Source organism: Streptomyces sp. CA2R106, from assembly GCF_037034245.1.
Lineage (GTDB): Bacteria > Actinomycetota > Actinomycetes > Streptomycetales > Streptomycetaceae > Actinacidiphila.
Window position 1 is genome coordinate 103,759 of record NZ_JBAGKC010000001.1, and the last position, 16,221, is coordinate 119,979.

General features: G+C 70.1%; 18 protein-coding genes and 1 CRISPR repeat array (1 of these 19 only partly in view). Of the genes, 12 read left to right on the forward strand and 6 right to left on the reverse strand.

All coding sequences use genetic code 11. The features are described from left to right. Nucleotides 1–6: 6 nt before the first annotated feature. The 4 genes from WA788_RS00490 to WA788_RS00505 all read right to left on the reverse strand — a co-directional run bounded on the left by WA788_RS00490 (nt 7) and on the right by WA788_RS00505 (nt 3,136). On the reverse strand, nt 7–891 hold the full coding sequence (locus WA788_RS00490) for a helix-turn-helix domain-containing protein (protein ID WP_335970380.1): 885 nt from the start codon (nt 889–891) through the stop codon (nt 7–9). After that, a complete protein-coding gene (locus WA788_RS00495; protein WP_335970382.1) occupies nt 888–1,415 on the reverse strand; it encodes a DUF6907 domain-containing protein in 528 nt (175 codons plus the stop codon). The genes WA788_RS00490 and WA788_RS00495 overlap by 4 nt, the downstream gene beginning before the upstream one ends. Beyond that, complete coding sequence (locus tag WA788_RS00500) at nt 1,412–1,915, reverse strand: hypothetical protein (protein WP_335970384.1); 504 nt, start codon at nt 1,913–1,915, stop codon at nt 1,412–1,414. The genes WA788_RS00495 and WA788_RS00500 overlap by 4 nt, the downstream gene beginning before the upstream one ends. A 423-nt stretch (nt 1,916–2,338) precedes the next feature. Continuing rightward, entirely contained in the window at nt 2,339–3,136 is a 798-nt protein-coding gene (locus tag WA788_RS00505; protein WP_335970385.1) for a TauD/TfdA family dioxygenase, read from the reverse strand. Between the two features lie 159 nt (nt 3,137–3,295). Here WA788_RS00505 and WA788_RS00510 point away from each other — a divergent pair, with 159 nt between their 5' ends. Then, nucleotides 3,296–3,739 carry an NUDIX hydrolase gene (locus WA788_RS00510; protein WP_335970387.1) on the forward strand — a complete coding sequence of 148 codons (444 nt, stop codon included), beginning with the start codon at nt 3,296–3,298 and terminating at the stop codon, nt 3,737–3,739. Between the two features lie 93 nt (nt 3,740–3,832). Next, nucleotides 3,833–4,903 carry a helix-turn-helix domain-containing protein gene (locus WA788_RS00515; protein WP_335970389.1) on the forward strand — a complete coding sequence of 357 codons (1,071 nt, stop codon included), beginning with the start codon at nt 3,833–3,835 and terminating at the stop codon, nt 4,901–4,903. 38 nt (nt 4,904–4,941) lie between these two features. On the opposite strand, the gene WA788_RS00520 is transcribed toward WA788_RS00515, so the two are convergent. Further along, nucleotides 4,942–5,436 carry an ATP-binding protein gene (locus tag WA788_RS00520; protein ID WP_335970391.1) on the reverse strand — a complete coding sequence of 165 codons (495 nt, stop codon included), beginning with the start codon at nt 5,434–5,436 and terminating at the stop codon, nt 4,942–4,944. A gap of 287 nt (nt 5,437–5,723) precedes the next feature. Between WA788_RS00520 and WA788_RS00525 the strand changes: the two genes are divergently transcribed. Together WA788_RS00525 and WA788_RS00530 are read left to right on the forward strand one after the other, a co-directional pair. Continuing rightward, nucleotides 5,724–6,602 (forward strand): helix-turn-helix domain-containing protein, encoded by an 879-nt coding sequence (locus WA788_RS00525; protein WP_335970393.1) that lies wholly within the window; start codon nt 5,724–5,726, stop codon nt 6,600–6,602. Beyond that, nucleotides 6,599–6,817, forward strand: a complete 219-nt coding sequence (locus WA788_RS00530) for a DUF397 domain-containing protein (protein ID WP_335970394.1) — start codon at nt 6,599–6,601, stop codon at nt 6,815–6,817. Before WA788_RS00525 ends, WA788_RS00530 begins: the two co-directional genes overlap by 4 nt. A 342-nt stretch (nt 6,818–7,159) precedes the next feature. On the opposite strand, the gene WA788_RS00535 is transcribed toward WA788_RS00530, so the two are convergent. Continuing rightward, complete coding sequence (locus WA788_RS00535; RefSeq protein ID WP_335970396.1) at nt 7,160–7,609, reverse strand: helix-turn-helix domain-containing protein; 450 nt, start codon at nt 7,607–7,609, stop codon at nt 7,160–7,162. A 431-nt stretch (nt 7,610–8,040) separates the two neighbouring features. On the opposite strand from WA788_RS00535, the gene WA788_RS00540 reads away from it, so the two are divergent. From WA788_RS00540 to WA788_RS00575, 8 genes are all read left to right on the forward strand, one after another. Beyond that, nucleotides 8,041–8,367, forward strand: coding sequence for a transcriptional regulator (locus WA788_RS00540; protein ID WP_335970398.1), 327 nt, complete (start codon nt 8,041–8,043; stop codon nt 8,365–8,367). A 1-nt stretch (nt 8,368) separates the two neighbouring features. Further along, complete coding sequence (locus WA788_RS00545) at nt 8,369–9,388, forward strand: hypothetical protein (protein ID WP_335970400.1); 1,020 nt, start codon at nt 8,369–8,371, stop codon at nt 9,386–9,388. Then, the gene (locus WA788_RS00550) at nt 9,388–10,098 is read left to right on the forward strand and encodes an ATP-binding protein (RefSeq protein ID WP_335970403.1); all 711 of its coding nucleotides are present in this window, start codon (nt 9,388–9,390) and stop codon (nt 10,096–10,098) included. The genes WA788_RS00545 and WA788_RS00550 overlap by 1 nt, the downstream gene beginning before the upstream one ends. A 116-nt stretch (nt 10,099–10,214) precedes the next feature. Then, nucleotides 10,215–10,781 carry a WhiB family transcriptional regulator gene (locus tag WA788_RS00555; protein WP_335970405.1) on the forward strand — a complete coding sequence of 189 codons (567 nt, stop codon included), beginning with the start codon at nt 10,215–10,217 and terminating at the stop codon, nt 10,779–10,781. Then, on the forward strand, nt 10,778–11,812 hold the full coding sequence (locus tag WA788_RS00560; RefSeq protein WP_335970407.1) for a DUF2637 domain-containing protein: 1,035 nt from the start codon (nt 10,778–10,780) through the stop codon (nt 11,810–11,812). The genes WA788_RS00555 and WA788_RS00560 overlap by 4 nt, the downstream gene beginning before the upstream one ends. 101 nt (nt 11,813–11,913) lie before the next feature. Then, nucleotides 11,914–12,138: a hypothetical protein gene (locus WA788_RS00565; protein ID WP_335970409.1), complete on the forward strand. Its 225-nt coding sequence runs from the start codon at nt 11,914–11,916 to the stop codon at nt 12,136–12,138. Between the two features lie 320 nt (nt 12,139–12,458). After that, nucleotides 12,459–12,755 (forward strand): plasmid mobilization relaxosome protein MobC, encoded by a 297-nt coding sequence (mobC, locus tag WA788_RS00570; RefSeq protein WP_335970410.1) that lies wholly within the window; start codon nt 12,459–12,461, stop codon nt 12,753–12,755. Next, a complete protein-coding gene (locus tag WA788_RS00575) occupies nt 12,752–14,509 on the forward strand; it encodes a relaxase/mobilization nuclease domain-containing protein (RefSeq protein ID WP_335970411.1) in 1,758 nt (585 codons plus the stop codon). Before mobC ends, WA788_RS00575 begins: the two co-directional genes overlap by 4 nt. A 751-nt stretch (nt 14,510–15,260) precedes the next feature. Next, nucleotides 15,261–16,221: a CRISPR direct-repeat array (repeat unit 30 nt; unit sequence GTTGCTACCCCTCGCAGGGGCGATGAGGAC); it runs 1,925 nt beyond the window's last position.

A 16,221-nucleotide genomic window follows, 5' to 3' on the forward strand; every position in this document is an offset into this window, starting at 1 on the left:
GGTTGGTCAGCGGGTGCTGGTCCGGAGGGTGCGGAGGTGTTCGATGGTCTGGGCGGGGGCGAGGGCGATGTCGCGGAGGTGGTCGTACTGCCGGTGGAGTTCTTCGACGTCGTCGGGGTCGTCGGTGATGTGGTCGATCAGAGTCCCGTGCGTGTAGGCGAGAGGGCCGCGGGTGCGGAAGGACAGCAGCTGCACCGGGCCGCGCAGGTCATGGGGGCCGGCGTGGACGGGGAGGAGTTGGAGGGTGACCGCCGGGTCGTGGGCGGCGGTGATGAGGTGGTCGAGTTGGCCGTCCCAGGTGGTCTGGCTGTGGGCGCCGCGGCGGAGGACGAGTTCGTCGAGGACGGCGCGGTAGCGGACCGGGTGGGGTGCGGTGGCGGTGAGGCGGGCTTGGCGTTCGCGGAGCGCGTCGAGTTGCGCGGCCAGGACCTCTGGTGACTGCGGGCTGGTGGTGGTGAGTTGCTCTTCGGCGTAGGCGGGGGTCTGGAGGAGGGCGGGGATGGTGGTGAGGGCGTATTCCTGGATGCTGGTGGCGGCGGCTTCCAGGGCGGTGATGCTTGCGTCTGCCCGGCGTTTGGCTTCGCGTTTGGCCAGGCGCCACAGTCCGGCGAGGAGGTTGCCGGTGTCGTAGAAGCGGTCGAGTGCTTCGGCGACGGCGAGGGTGCCGATACGGCCGCCGGTCTCCAGGCGGTGGAGGTAGGACTGTTCGTAGTGGCACTGGTCGGCCAAGCCCTGGAGGGACAGGCCGGACTTCTCGCGGAGGAACGCCAGGTGGAGGGCGTACAGGGTCCGCGCGCTCACCTCGCCGGCCGCGAACAACGTGCTCGCGCAGGAGAGTTGCGGTGTACCGGTGTTCTCGGGGTCTGCGGCGGGCGTGGTGTCGCTACTCATGGGCGGGCCCCCGTGCCGGAAGTGTGGTGGGTGGCCCACTCGGCTCGGATGTCGTTGAGCTGGGGGATGACGACGTCGTCGAGTCGGTCGGCCACCGCGCGCAGCCCTGCGATCAGCTCGGCCAGGCCCGTTGGGTCGAGGTCGGTGATCCAGTACTCGTCGGCGACGCGCACCGTGGCCACCGGGATGGCCGACTCGGGGGTCGGCGCGTAGGGCGCGCAGGTGATGCTGCTGCCCAGGATCTCCACCTCCTCCGGGGCGTCGGTGGCGTTGGCGGGCGAGTACGCGCGCAGGACCTGCCCGGGGAACTCGGTGTAGTGGCAGACGTCGGCGAGCCGTGCGGCCAGTTCCTCCGGGAGCACGTTGTGTTCGCTGGGGTCCTCGGTGGCCCAGGGTGGCAGGTAGCCGGTGGTCTGCTCGCCGGTGGTCGTGGTGATCGTCCACTGCGGCACCGGGTGGCCGGTGCCGTCGGGCTCGGTGGCGAGTAACGGGGGTGGCGGGTTCGAGGGGACCGTGGGGTTCATGGTGCGGTGTTCCTGTTCGTGGTGGGGCGGTGGAATCGGGTGGCGGCGTCGAGCAGGCGTCCGTCGGGCGGCTGGGCCTGCTCGGTGAGGAGTGGACCGAAGGCCGAGAGAAGGGCGGGCGGCAGGACTGGGTCGGCCAGCTCCCAGCTGTGGGCGCCGGGGTGCCCGGCGAACTCGCTGCACGCCTCACTACCGTCGGCGGTGGTGGCGGGGCAGTCGGGGAGCATGATGGCCAGGTAGGGGGCCGTGTGATCGCGCCAGGCGGTCCAGATGGTGCCGGCGTCCGTGCCGCGCAGGTTCAGCACCACGCCGTGGTGGACTGGCCCGCGATGTGCCTGGAGCGTGCAGGTCAGCAGCTTGACGATGTCGTCGGAGCTGTACGCCAAGCCGTCCCAGGCCGGAGGCAGGCCGTTGGCCGTGCCCAGGGCGGCGGCGACGAGGCGGGGCGGTACGAAGGTGCGCCGGCCGCAGGTGAAGCCGCGAGGGTGACGGCTGGACATCCGGATCGACTCCTTCGTCTGAACGCTGCGTACAGGGGTGGTGTGCTGCCCGCTCCGGCCACGGGCGGGGTGCCGTGAGTCCGTCACGCCCCGCGGGGAGTTGGGGGCGTGGATGCCTGCTTGACTCGGCGTGGCCGGAGCGGGGAAGAGCCCGCTCCAGCGGCAGGGGCGCCTGCTCCTGCTGCCGCACGCACGGGGACGGGGGTGCGTTCGGCGGCGTGGGTGACGCCTGCGGGCATACCGCTGGAGCGGAGATCGAGGTGGCTACGGCGGCTTGGGCGCCCGTCTGAGAGCGGCATGTGGCGGATATGACGGCACCAAGACGCGCTGGTGGCGCAGAGCTTTGTGTTCTGCCAGGCCGGCCGGCGCCGCGACTGCCCTCACCGGACTCACTGGACTCGTCGGAATGCGAGGCTGATTACCTCATCCAGTCGACTCCGAGACCAGCGGTAACCGCCCTCTCGCACTGATCGGAAAACCCTTGGGCATGGACACGCGAGGGTTGCCCAGAATCCGGTAGAGCAAGCGGTCTCCGGCGAAGGCGGTGCGACCGTGCAGCCAACGGTGGTTGTCGATCAGGTAGGCATTCCCGGGGGCGAGGGCGAAGCCCTGGCTGTTTCGCGCGATGGAGTCGACGAGCGCGGGCACGAAGCGCTGGGCGAGAGGATGCCACCGCACCAGGTCGTCGAGCCGCAGGCGCAGAGCGACCCGATCCGGATGGTGATGCTGGAAGACGGGACTGAGAACGCCGCTCTGACCGCCGAAGAGCCCGGCTCGCTCATCCGAGAGCGCCTCGACAGCCGTTGGCTCGCGTTCAAGGAGGTCGTCGTAGATGGCCTGCCCGTCGACGAGCATGCACTCGCCCCCGGCCGCTGCCGGCGTGGCACACACCAGCATCATCAAGCGCGGCGGCATTGAGATCCCGGACCCCTCGGTGTGTGCGGCCAGGGCGACGTTGGACAGTCCGGCGAATCCGGATAGTCCGGAGTGGCGGCCGGTGTCTCGGACGACAGTGAGTCCGTCGGGCTCGCTGTCGCGGTGCGGAACGATGTGCAAGAGCGCGGACGCAGCATCGACGACCGCTTCGCGGGACTGCAACCCGTTCATGGTCACGAGACCGGTGCCTCGAAGCTGCCCCGTGATCTCCGTCGGCGCGTCAGCGCCTCGTATGTCGACGTAGTGCGCGGCGAACAGGCTAGGTAGAAGAGCTTCGTTGGCCATTTCCGAACTCCTTTGCCGTGACAGCTCGATGAGTTCACTGTCGGCACGTGTTCCGGATGCGGTAAAGCGACAGATTGTCGACGCCGGCTCACCGGTTGGCGCGGTTCTTTTGAGTGAGCCGCGTGCTACGGTCCGAAGCTCCGCGGCTACGGGAGGAGCATGGTGTCGTCGTACAAGCCGCCGGTGTGGCCGGTGTCGGTGAAGGCAGTGGTCCTCGACGACCACGGACGTGTCCTGCTGCTGCACAACGAGCGTGACGAGTGGGAACTGCCTGGCGGACGGTTGGAGATCGTCGACCAGAAGACCGGGGAGGCGGCCGATCCGACGCCCGAGGCGGCGGTCGCACGCGAGGTCGTGGAGGAGACCGGCTGGCAGGTCGAGGTGGGGCCGTTGATCGAGGGCGGCGTGTGGATCTACGAGCCGCTTCCGGGGCGTCGGGTGCTGATCGTCACGTACGGCGCGGTGGCGCTTGATACGAAGGTTGCGCCTGTCGCCAGCCGCGAACACAAGCAGGTCGGCCTGTTCACGAGGGACGAGGTGGACGGCCTCGACATGCCCGCGGGCTACAAGGCGTCCATCCGGGCCTGGTACAACCGGCGGTAAGTCGTGACAGCCTCCGACTTCGGACTCCGTCGGGCAGCTCGCCAGTGGCATTGGGCGACCACGGCTGCGCAAGCCGTCCTCGAGAGACGCGACTTGGGCGCCATTTTTCGCTTCTACCGAGCCGCGAACAATCTCAACCAGACTCAGCTCGGTGTGCTGCTCGGATACGACAAGACGTACGTCAGCTTGTTGGAGACCGGTAGGCGTCAGCTGACCGACATCGGCTCGATCGAGCGAGTGTGCGAGCGGTTGGGGCTGCCGCCCCACGTGCTGGGCATCACCACTTCGGCGGACACCGATCACCGGCTTGTACTTCAGCTCGGCGAGTCGACCGTGCGGCTGGCGGAGATCGCGCGCCAGTCCGGGCAGGCCACCGCTGCGGTGGCCGAACTGTGGCCGTTCGTGGCCCGACTGGAAGCCCGCGTTGCCGACGGACACGCGGAGCGCGCGCTTCTGCACCTGCTGGCGCGGGCCCGAGTCGGGCTCGGAGTCGCACTGGGCAACGTGCTTCCGGAAGAACGGCTGAGCACCGCGGCGCACTGGACAGCGAAATCGCTGGAGATCACCCGGTTCATCGACGACCCGCGCACAGCGTCCTTCGCACTGCGCATGCACGGAAACGAGCTGCGTAAGACGGGACTTCACGGCGCAGCGGTTGAACGCCTGCTGCAAGCGGCGGCGTTGGCGCCGGATGCGGACGCACGAGCTGCCGTTCTCCCACTGCTTGCTCGCGCCGCGGGAGCTCTGGGCAACACTGCCCTGTTCGACCGCGTGATGAAGGAGGCCGACTTCACGCTGGGACAGGTGGCCCCTACCAGCCTCTTCAACCCGTACTCCCTGCACGAGGTACGGCTCCGGGGTCTGGTGGCGACCGGCCGAAGCGCGGATGCGATACGGCTCGCGGACGACGTTCCGAGGCCGGCGACCGCTGTGGCGCCGCAGTGGAAGGTGATCGAGATGATCACGACGGCCCATGTCCGCTTGACCGCGGCGGATATCCGAGGCGCCTCGACGACACTGGCCGCGGCAGTCAATGAGGCCGTCGTTCAGCGACTGCCGCACCAGCTCCAGCGCGTTGCGAGGATGGCCGAGCGGCGGCTGCCGGACATCCATGCCACGACTCAACAGGCGCTCGACCAGATGAAGCGCGAGATGGCCGCGTAGCGCCGCGGGCGAACGGGATGCATTCCGTCCCGGACGGATCACGATGTCGCACCTGCCTTGGGGGCGAGCGTGCACCACACCGAGTCGCCCGACTCGCCCACGCCCCAACTGTCCGAAAGCGAGGAGACGATCAGCAGCCCACGGCCGGACTCGTCTTCGGCGCTGGTCGGCAGTACCTGGGGAAGGCAGCGGGACTTCTGGCGGACCTCGAGGTGGATGGTGCCGGCGGAGCCGTGGGAGAGGCAGACGCTGGTGCAGCCGCCACCGTGGCGCAGCGCATTCGTGACCAGCTCGCTGATCACCAGAGCGAGGTCCTCAGCAACGGCCTGAAGGCCCCACTGATCCAGTGCGGCGCACGCGAGGCGGCGCATCAAACCGACCTGTCGAGCTCCGAGCTCGCCGGCGGCGGTCACGTTGCGAGGTGCGGTCCAGCCGAGCGTCACCGTGAGCACATCAGACGCGCTCGCAGGACTGCTCGCTGCGCCGCGAAGAGCGGCGCGGCAAGTGCCCTTGCGCTGGGCGGTTCTGGACATGGCGGTGCCCTTCGCGGTGCGGACAGGGGAAGCCGGGGCGGAAGCGTTGAGCGGCTGAGCCGTTCGTCGGAAGCTCCGGCCCAAACAGCGTGATACATACGAGAGTTGTTGTGCAACTTGCCGTGCAATTCAGATGCGGATTGGTATATGCAGTTGCACGAGCTCGTGAAATCCGGAAAGAGCTCGGGGAAGACCACCCGCCGCCCGGGTACGGTGAGACCGGACTCGGTGGCGACCGGACCGGACTCGGGTGCCTCAGCGCCCGACTCGAAGGAGGACGACACAACGTGGCAGCGCCGAAGGGACCCACGAGTCGCCGAGTGCATCTCGGCAAGGTGCTGGAGAAGATGAGGGAGGACCGCGGCCTCAGCACGGCCGAGGTCGCCTCTGCGCTCGGGTTCTCGAAGGAGAAGCTGTGGCGCGTCGAGAGTGGTCGGACCAGCCTGCCGAACCCGAAGGATCTGACGTCCCTGCTGGAGTACTACCAACAGGACGACGAGACGATCGACAGCCTGCTGACGATCCATCGCGAGTCGCTGCAGGCGGGCTGGTGGGTGCCCTACAACCCTCACTTCCAGAAGGGCATGCGCGACTACGTCGGCATGGAGACCGACGCGGTCAGCATCAACGCGTGGCAGCCCAACCTCGTTTTCGGGCTGCTCCAGACGGAGGAGTACGCCCGCGCCCTGCTTGAGAGCGCTAAGGCGGCGGACGAGATCACCACGGAGTTCATCGACTCCAACGTCGACCTACGCATGTTCCGGAAGAGGATCATTACCGAGACAGAGCCCAGGCCCCTGTGGGTCATCATGGCTGAGGACGCGTTGCGGGCCACCATCGGTGGGCCGGAGGTGATGTGGCGCCAGTACGAGGAGATCGCGCGGCTCAGCCGCCTTGACCACGTCACCGTTCAGGTTTTGCCCGCGACATCTGCTGGGTACCGCGCGAGCCAGAACTTCATCATCCTTGACTTGGACGAGCCGTTGGGCCGCATGGTCCAGGCCGACCATGTCAACGGCCAAGCCTGGGTGACCGACAAGAAGCCCGACGTGGGACGGTTCTCCCGAAGGTTCGAAGCATTGCGGGCATCGGCGCTCGCACCCCACGAGACGCCGCAGTTCCTGGAAGCACTACAGCGAAGGACAGGACCATCAACACTCCAGTGAAGTCCACTGACATAGCTCCCGAGACCGCCTGGTACAAGTCCTCCTACAGTGGTGCGGAGGGCAACGCGTGTGTGGAGATCGCTGCTCTTGCGCAAGCCGTCGGAGTCCGCGACTCCAAGGACAAGCAGGGGCCGGCGCTGCTCGTGACGCCGGATGCCTGGTCGTCGTTCATCGACCTGGTCCGGTCCGGCGCCGCCGACTTCGACATCGCGTAGGAGCAACACAGGCGGGCCGCGGGACTCCTGCGGCCCGCCGACAGTACGCAAGGCTGCCCGGAACGGCCTTGATACAGGCTGGTGTGTCGGTGCGGGATGGGCTGTCCAAGGCTTGAAGATCTCTTCTACGGTGGTCGGTGACAGCACGTCGGCGTGTGGCGCGGGGGATGAAGGCCGAGGCGGTCGCCCTCGAGTCCCGCCGCGACACCGGGCAAAGGAGTCGCACCGGTTGGCTGGTCAGTGCCTGTCCGGTCCGGCTGGGACGCCGACTCCGACGTGCTCGTTGCACCGCGTGTACGCGCGGAGACGCGTACGAGCCAAGGCCGTGCGGCTTGGCCGCGGTCAGTTCTCGTCGAGCAGGTCGGAGTCGGCGGGGTCGTCGGGGATTCCCTCCAGTCGGCGGGCCTGGTCGATCACGGCGGCCACCATCTGCAGGCTGCCGACGCTCAGGCCGCTTGCGCGCAGGGCGACTCTACGGACTTCCGTGTCGCGCATCGCCGTGACCACGTCGATCTCGGCCAGCGTCCGTGCCGCCACCTCTTCCTCGAAGAAGTAGCTGGGGGGCACGCCGAAGAAGGCGGCCAGCGCGCGGATCGTGGCCATCTTCGGGTTCTCGTTCTTCCCGGTCCGCAGCTGTTGGATGGCGCTCGCGGTGAGGGAGAACCCCGTCGACTCCCGTACGCCCTCGGCGACCTCCGCGTACGTGTACGGGCCGCGCCCCGCGGGATGCACCTCCCGGAACAGGTGGTCGAGCAGGTCCGCCACGCTGCGGGGCTCCTGCTGCTCGGTCATCGTTGCTCCTCTGGTGGCGGGTGCGAAAGCCATCCACTCTGCTTGCGCTCGCGCCGCATTCTGTCTCCGCTGGCGACATCGTAGTTGACGCACGGGCGCAAATGCGATGTACGGTTCTCTCGATATCCGACCAACCCAGTGTTGCATGCCTGGTGGGGTGGTGTGCGAAGACGCTGGACGTGTGGAGAGGGCTCGCCCTATGGTTCTGGTCCCCGCGCAAGCGGATCAAGGACCGACAGAGGGCCGAGGGGAGGGTGATGCAGGTGCGAGGGCCGTGACCGGGGTGCAAACGCGACCGGCGCCCGGGAGCTACCAACTCCCGAACGCCGGGCCGGCATCCCGAAGGACACCGATTCACATCGCGCGAGCAGCAGCGCTATCTCTTCGCACGAGAACCGCTGCCCGCGCTCCTACGAGCAACGGAGTATCGCATGCACACCGCCGACGGCGGAAGTTCGGCCTGCCCGGATACGGCACGGCAGCAGCGTCTCGCGGCCCAGCTCGCCGACATGATCCCCGGCGCGGCCACCCTGCGCGTCAGCCTCACCGATCCGACGCAGACCTGGCCCCACCCGCACGCCGTCGCCAAGGACGCGGACGGGGCACGGATGGAGCTGAGCCGGACGACCGCGAAGACCGCGGCGCGCTGGGTCCTGCGGGTCTGGCCGGAAGCCGACTGGACCTGCCCCCACACCCTGGACCTCGCCACCGCCACCCTCACCCGCAGCGACCTGGTCGCCGCAGGCCGGGGCCGCTGACGTGCCGCGCATCCGATCGATCAAGCCCGAAACCTGGACGTCCGAGACGCTCGCCGAGGTCAGCATCCCCGCCATGGTGACCTTCCTGGCGATGACCAACATGGCCGACGACTGGGGGCGCCACCGCGACAACGCGGCCATCATCTTCGGCATCATCTGGCCGCTGCGCGCCGAGCACGGCGCGGTCCAGGTCGAGGACGACCTCACCCAGCTCGAAAACGCCGGAGCGATCTGCCGCTACACCGGGTGCGACGGGCGGCGCTACTTCCACTACCCGACCTGGTTCAAGCACCAGAAGATCGACACCCCGTCCCAGTCCCGCCTCCCGGCGTGCCCGACGTGCGAACCGCAGCGGTGCGGGGTCTGTAAGGGACCCTGCACCGAGCGCCCCGAGGACTCCCCGAACCCTCCCGGAGACCTCCCGGAGGGTTCCCCGAATCCTCCGGGAACCCCCGAACCGCCCGCGCAGCCCACGCCGACCCCTCCCGCACCCGCCCAGGACGCCCTCGCGCCCGCACAGGAAGCCGCCGACACCGCCGACAGCACCCACCGCGAGACCGCTGACAAAACCGCAGGTCAGGACGGATTCGCCGAACCCTCCTGGAAGGCTCCCGGAAAGGTCGGGGGACCCTCGGGGTCTGGATCTAGGATCTTGGATCCTGGATCTGTTCTTCCTACGGGGCGCGATGCGCCCGACGCGGGCAGCGTCTCAGCCAACCAGCTCGTCGGGGAGTACGTCGCCGGGTGCGACCAGCGCCCGCCGGGCGACGTGATCGGCCACCTCGGCCGGGTGATCAAGAAACTCCTGGACGAGGGCATCGCGGTGGAGCACGTGCGGGCCGGGCTGCGGCGCTTCGGCGAGATCCAGGGTCACCCCTCGCGGCTGCCGTCGCTGGTCAACGACGCCATGAACGCTCCCGCTGCCGGTTTGGCCCGTCCGGGATTCCGGCCTAACGTGCCCGCTCACACGGCGTGGACCAATCCGGTCGACGCCGCCACCGCCTACGCCGAGGAGCTGTGATGGGCACCCGAACCAGCGAACCGCAGACCCTCGCCGGGGCAGGAACCCTCGACCGCCTCGCCCGGATCTTGGCCGCCCGGAACATCGACCCCGCACTCGCCGTCGCCGACGCTGCGGCGGACGAGCCGGAGCCGTACTCGCCGCTGGACGCCCTGCGGGCGGCGATGGTGCCGCGCTACCGGGACGCGGTGGCCGACCATCCGCAGGTCCTGGCCTGGTGCCGGGAGGTCGCCGCGCAGGCGGTCGCGCCGGGCATCGGGGCGCGGCGGCAGGTGGCGACGGGCCCGTCGCTGCTGATGGCCGGGGTGGTCGGCGCGGGCAAGACGCACCAGGCGTACGGGGCGCTCCGGGTCCTGGTCGGGGCGGGTGTCGGGGTGCGGTGGCGGGCGACGACGGCGGCAGACCTGTACGCCGAACTGCGCCCCAGGGCCGGGGTGGACACCGAGCGGGAGCTGGCGGCCGTGGCCCGTGTGCCGCTGCTGATCCTGGACGACCTCGGCGCGGCGAAGGCGTCGGAGTGGACCGAGGAGATCACCTACCGGCTGGTCAACCGCCGCTACAACCACATGCTGCCGACGCTGATCACCACCAACCTCGCGATCGGCGATCTGCGCGCGCACGTCGGCGACCGCGTCGCCAGCAGGCTCACGCAGATGACCCGCCGGGTCGGGTTCGACCTGGTCGACCGCAGACGCGCCCGCGCCGCCTGATCCCGCATCAGGCGACTGCCGCCGGGCCCGCCCCCAGCGCGCGGCCCCCTCAACCTCCTGACCAGCACCTCCGCCGACGCCCATCGCGCGCGGAGAGCGATCGGAGCACACCGCGCATGACCAGCACGGCCGCTACCCCCGCCCACCACCGCTCGCTGGGTGACCAGACCTGGCAGAACCACGCCGTCTGCCAGCCCACCGACTACCACCCGGTCGATCCCGAACTCTTCTTCCCCGACCCCGAGGAGATGGACAAGATCCGCGCCGCCAAGGCCCTGTGCAACCAGTGCCCCGTCCGCCGGACCTGCCTGGACGCCGCCCTGGAGAACGCCGACACCCACGGCATCCGGGGCGGCCTCACCGAACACGAGCGCGCACCGATGCACACCCGGCTCCCGCACCGCCTGGACTACTCCCGCGTGAACGCGGCCGTCGCCGGACGCGACATCCACCTCACCGCCGCCGAACGGCAGGCCGTCATCCACGCCGCCTACCGCCATGGCCTGCCCGCCCACCGCCTCGCCTGGATCCTGAAGATCGACGAGGAGACCGCGCAGAAGCGCTACCGCGAGACCCGCCACGCTCTGCGCCACCGCGACCTCGACGCCGCCATGCCCACCAGCCCGCGACCCGAGCACGGCGGCCAGACCCCGGACCAGGGCGACTTCGGGACGGCCGCGTGAACCCCGCCAGCGCGCCGACGACGGCGCTCGTCACCGGCTGGGACCGCCTCGCCGTCATCATCCTCGGCGGCGCCGGATGCGCCCTGTCCGCCAGCGCCCTCATGCAGATGGCCATCGCCATCCACATCCGCCCCAACCTCTGCTGGCTCTTCCCCCTGGTCGTCGACGGCTTCATCGCCTACGGCATCCGCGCCCTGCTCGTCCTGCGCACCGCCCCGCTGCGCGCCCGCCTGTACGTGTGGACGCTGGTCGGCACCGCGACTGGGGTCAGCGTGTGGGCGAACGCCCTGCACGCCGTCCGCCTCAACGACCAGGCGCCTTCTGCCGGCGGGTTGCAGCTCGGCGACACCGTGGTCGCTTACCTGTCCACCGTCGCACCGCTGGCCTTGGCCGGAGCGGTCCACCTGTACATCCTCATCGCCCGAGGCCCGGGCAACCGCAGCGAACGCATCGGCCGGGCTGACCGAGCCGGTCACGATCAGGCCGGTCAGCGGTCACCGCACCCCGCTCAGGTCAGTGCCGGTCAGCCGGTCAGCGCGCCGACCGATCCGTCCCGGGTGACCGCCAACCCGCCCACCGCGCCCGCCCGGTCACTGACCCGGGCGGGTGACCGAGCGGACGACGGCCGCCCGGTCACCGGTCACCAGGACACCGGCGTTCGGGGGAAGCAGGGCGCTGACCTGGGCGGTCAGCCGGACAGCGGCCCGGCGGTCAGTGGCCGACCGGACGCCACCGCGCCGGTCACCGCCCGCCCGGTCAGCCACCCGCCGGTCACTGACTGGCCGGTCACTCGTGCGCCGGTCAGTGACCGCGAGCCCCGCAGAGCCGGTGAACGGCGCCCTGACCTGGACACCGAGGAGCTGCTGGAGATCGCCCGGTCAGCGGTCAAAGCGCAGGACAAGCTCACCCGGCAAGTCGTCGCGCAGGCCATCCGGGGTCAGCGGATCCCGCTGTCCAGCGACACGCTGACCGCGCTGATGGCCCAGCTCCGCGAACAGCGCGACAAGCCGGTCACCACCTCCCGCGACTGACCGGCCACGCGAGGTCGGGTGACCGGCCGGACAACCCGGCCGGTCACCCGCCCCCAAACAGCCACCTTCCGACTCCTTCCGACCGACTGGAGAGCACCATCATGCGCACCAACCCCGCCACCCCGGCCGAGGTGGACACCTGGCTGGCCATCCTGGTCCGCCAAGGCCACCTCCACGGCTCCGAAGCAGGCCCGGACACCACCTGGATCGTGCAGAAGGGCCGCCACAGCCGCCCGTGGACCCTGCATCACCCGGTCCTGGCGATGGACTTCATCGAGGACATCCTGCGCGAGGTCCACCAGCAGGAAGCGGAGCCGGGCCGGTGACCGCCAACGACACGTCGCCCACCACCCCGCAACAGGAGCGTGAGGTCACCACGGCCCCTGGGGCAGCAAGTTGTGGGGTAAGGAGTCCTTACCCCGCTCCCACCCCCAAGGGGACGGGAGCTTCCCGTTCGGCAGCAGGCCCGGGGGTGCCTGCTGCCGAACGGGAAGACGGCCCGGGGGTGCCGTCGGGGGAGGAACAACCGCCGTCGCCAGCGCCGACGATCGCTGCCGTCCGCGCAGCACCACGCCGTCGACTGCGCCAGGGCAGCCTGCGCCCGCACCGCATCTGCCCCCGATTCAGTGACGACGAGTGGACCGCGGTGCAACAGGCAGCCCACGCCGCCACCCTCGCCCCCGGCGGCTACGCCGCCGCCGCCACCCTCGCCGCCGCATCCAGCGTCAACCCCACCGCCGCGGTCGCGGACTACCGGCGCGGGATCCAGGAGCTGATGGAGTCCAACCGGCAGCTCGCCGCAGTCGGCAGCAACCTGAACCAGGTCGCCCACTACCTCAACTCCGGCGGCCAGCCCGCCACCGATCTGCGACGGCTCCTGCACCGCATCGACACCGCACTGACCGGAGTGGACCATGCGGTGGCCTGGCTGGTCCGCCGGTGATCCCCAAGATCCGGTACGGCACCCGCAGCACATACGGGCTGGTCCGCTACCTGTTCGGCGCTGGCAAACGCGACGAGCACACCGACCAGCACCTGGTCGCGTCCTGGAACGACTACGCCCCCGACCCGGGTCGCAACCCCCACCACACCATCGCCCAGCTCGCCGCCCAGCTCGACCAGCCCGTCAAAGCGCTCGGGGACCGGGCGCCGGAGAAGACGTTCTGGCACTGCTCGGTGCGTGCCGATCCCGGCGACCGGCACCTCGACGATGCCGACTGGGCAGCCATCGCCCGCCGCATCGTGCGCGCCGTCGGCATCGCGCCTGAGGGCGACACCGCCGCGTGCCGCTGGGTCGCGGTCCGCCACGCCGAGGACCACATCCACATCGCCGCCACCCTCGTACGCCAGGACGGCCGCCGCGCCGACCTGAAGTTCGACAAGCGCAAAGCCCAGGCCGAAGCCCGCCAGATAGAAAAGGACTACGGCCTGCGACAGCTCAACCCCGGCGACGGCACCGCCGCGAAGAACCCCACGAGCCAGGAGCGGTTCAAGGCCGAACGCACCGGCCGGGACGAGACCCCGCGCGAGACGCTCCGCGAAGCCGTCCGCCAAGCCCTGGCCGGAGCCGCCGACGAAGCCGAGTTCTTCACCCGGCTGAAGGACAAGGGACTGCGGATCAAGCCCACCCTGGGCTCATCCGGTGACATCCTCGGCTACGCCGTCGCCCTGCCCGGTGACCGCAACGCCAAGGGCGAACCCATCTGGTTCGCGGGCTCCACCCTGGCCGCCGACCTCTCCCTGCCCCGCATCCGCCGCCGCCTCACCGGCGGCGCCCCCGACCAGGACGCCCCGCCGCGAGCCGGCGGCGCGCGGACCAACTGTTCGGCGCCCGCCCGGGGACGCCGGGCCGCGTCCGGAGCCGCCGAGCGCGCTGTCGTCCTTCTGGACAGCGACGGCGAGAGCGGCGCCGCTGCTCAGCTCGTCGGGATCGGCGAAGTCCTGGACGCGGTCGCCCAGACCTCCCCGGCCGCCACCCGCGCCGAGCTGGTCGCCGCCGCCCGCTCCTTCGAACGCGCCACCCGCAGCCACATCCGCGCCGAACATGCCGACGCCCGCGCGATGCGCTCCGCCGCGCGGGGCATCATCCAGGCCGGCGGCGCACTGGGCCGGGGCGAGGACGGCGGCGCCACCGCGATGCTCCTGTCCACCCTGGTCCTGGCCGCCATCGCCGCCGCCCGCTGGCACGCCGCCCGCGGACACGCCCAGCAAGCAGCAGCCTCCCGACAGACCGCCCAGCACCTGCGCGCCGCCTACCAACAGGCCGCCGCTTCACCCCTGCAGGCCCTGCACGCCCACGGCCGAGCCCTGCCCGAAGGCACGCGCAGCAGCTATGAGACCACCATCCGCGCGGCGCTGCCCCACGATCTCCCCCGCACTGATAGCGAGGCCCAGCACGATGCGCTGGCCGCCACCCTTGCCCAGGCGGAGCACGCTGGCCACGACCCCAAGGCTCTACTCCAACAGGCCGTCGGCATGCGCGAACTCGACTCCGCCGAGAACGTGAACGACGTCCTGGTCTGGCGCCTGCGCCGTCTCGCCGACCTCCCTGCCCACCCGGGCCCCATTTTCCCACTCCCGAAGGCCGGCACCGGTCGCACTGCGCCTCCGGCCCGCCGACCCGGTGCCCACCGTGCGCCGCCCTCGGTGCCCCGCCCGGATACTCCGGATCCCCGCAACCGTCCGCCACGCCGCTGAAACCCCGGTCTTGCAGGCCCGCATCCGGCCTGCCGGACCGGCTGAAACCCCCTGGACAACCGGCCCCACCTGCTCTTACGGATGAACAGACAGGCCCAGAAACGGAGACGACGCTCGCGCTCAGAACGAACAACCACCCCTCAGACGCACGCACTGCTCCTGCCGCCACCCCGGCCGGCGGTGACCCGCTGCTTCAACTGCAGTACGAGCCTGAGCCTCACAGCGGCCCTCGCGCCATCCACTACATCCGCCACCCCCAGGAACTGACCCTGCGTGGCATCCCCGTGATGTGCCCGGCCTGCCGAGCGCGGCGGGACTGGCTGGTGATGAACGAGGGCCGCAACGTCTTCATCCAGTGCCGCTGCAACAACCGGTGGCACGAACCGGAGATCACCCGCGCTGACTTCCTGGCCCTGACCTGCCTCCCGGACACCACCACCTACGCCAGCGTGAAGGAGAGCGTGGCAGCCATGGGTCGGGAGCTTCGCCGGCTGTCAACGCTCCGCGAATCCGCCCTCGGCCTGGCGGGTGTGGGGCGACCCACCGCACGTTGTTGCTACCCCCTCGCAGGGGCGATGAGGACGCCGGACCCTCACCACCGGCTGGGCCGTACTCGGCACGTTGCTACCCCTCGCAGGGGCGATGAGGACCGGCAGTTGCGGGAGGAGCAGCGCCTCAAGCTTGCGTTGCTACCCCTCGCAGGGCGATGAGGACTTGCGCAGATGCTCTATGCCCACGGCTATGGCCCCGAGTTGCTACCCCTCGTCGGGGCGATGAGGATCGATGGCGCCGGGGTCGGGGGTGCCCAGGGCGTGTTTCCGTTGCTACCCCTCGTCGGGGCGATGAGGGCTGGCAAACAATCTTGCACGCATCTGGGACACGGACCCATTGCTACCCCTCGTCGGGGCGATGAGGGCCCGCCCCGCCGCCTGCAGGTGACCCCGAAGTCGGTGTTGCTACCCCTCGCAGGGGCGATGAGGACCTGGCCAGCGAGTACGTGCTGGTGATGCCGCCGGAGTTGTTGCTACCCCTCGCAGGGGCGATGAGGACGCGTGGTTGGCGCTGCGGATCGCCTCGGCGGCAGTGTGTTGCTACCCCTCGCAGGGGCGATGAGGACTGATCAAGTACATGCCGGTGTGGTTGAAGGTGATCACGTTGCTACCCCTCGCAGGGGCGATGAGGACTATCTGTCACCCGATCGGGTGAACTAGTCGTCGGAGTGTTGCTACCCCTCGCAGGGGCGATGAGGACGGGTTCGCCCGGGGGTTCGTGGCGGGTTCACCCCGGCCGTTGCTACCCCTCGCAGGGGCGATGAGGACGCTGATTGTCGTGCCATCGAGTGCTCGTTCCTGGCGTTGCTACCCCTCGCAGGGGCGATGAGGACCGGAGACGGAGCCGGCAGCAGTGGCCGTCATCTGGAGGTTGCTACCCCTCGCAGGGGCGATGAGGACTCTGCCGTCACGGACACCACCACGGGCAGCCCCTCTTGTTGCTACCCCTCGCAGGGGCGATGAGGACTTGCGGGTGTCGGGCGATGACCCACCACTGTTCGCGTTGCTACCCCTCGCAGGGGCGATGAGGACCACCGGCGCCGCACCGGCCACGCTGACCCGGTGCCAGTTGCTACCCCTCGCAGGGGCGATGAGGACCCGCCCGACCCCGACGACACCGCGACCCCGCCGGAGTTGCTACCCCTCGCAGGGGCGATGAGG

Excerpts from the sequence above, each read along its gene's own strand:
- WA788_RS00490 (WP_335970380.1), bottom strand. The coding sequence starts at position 891 with ATGAGTAGCGACACCACGCCCGCCGCAGACCCCGAGAACACCGGTACA.
- WA788_RS00495 (WP_335970382.1), bottom strand. The coding sequence starts at position 1,415 with ATGAACCCCACGGTCCCCTCGAACCCGCCACCCCCGTTACTCGCCACC.
- WA788_RS00500 (WP_335970384.1), bottom strand. The coding sequence starts at position 1,915 with ATGTCCAGCCGTCACCCTCGCGGCTTCACCTGCGGCCGGCGCACCTTC.
- WA788_RS00505 (WP_335970385.1), bottom strand. The coding sequence starts at position 3,136 with ATGGCCAACGAAGCTCTTCTACCTAGCCTGTTCGCCGCGCACTACGTC.
- WA788_RS00510 (WP_335970387.1), top strand. The coding sequence starts at position 3,296 with ATGGTGTCGTCGTACAAGCCGCCGGTGTGGCCGGTGTCGGTGAAGGCA.
- WA788_RS00520 (WP_335970391.1), bottom strand. The coding sequence starts at position 5,436 with ATGTCCAGAACCGCCCAGCGCAAGGGCACTTGCCGCGCCGCTCTTCGC.
- WA788_RS00535 (WP_335970396.1), bottom strand. The coding sequence starts at position 7,609 with ATGACCGAGCAGCAGGAGCCCCGCAGCGTGGCGGACCTGCTCGACCAC.
- WA788_RS00540 (WP_335970398.1), top strand. The coding sequence starts at position 8,041 with ATGCACACCGCCGACGGCGGAAGTTCGGCCTGCCCGGATACGGCACGG.
- WA788_RS00550 (WP_335970403.1), top strand. The coding sequence starts at position 9,388 with ATGGGCACCCGAACCAGCGAACCGCAGACCCTCGCCGGGGCAGGAACC.
- WA788_RS00555 (WP_335970405.1), top strand. The coding sequence starts at position 10,215 with ATGACCAGCACGGCCGCTACCCCCGCCCACCACCGCTCGCTGGGTGAC.
- WA788_RS00565 (WP_335970409.1), top strand. The coding sequence starts at position 11,914 with ATGCGCACCAACCCCGCCACCCCGGCCGAGGTGGACACCTGGCTGGCC.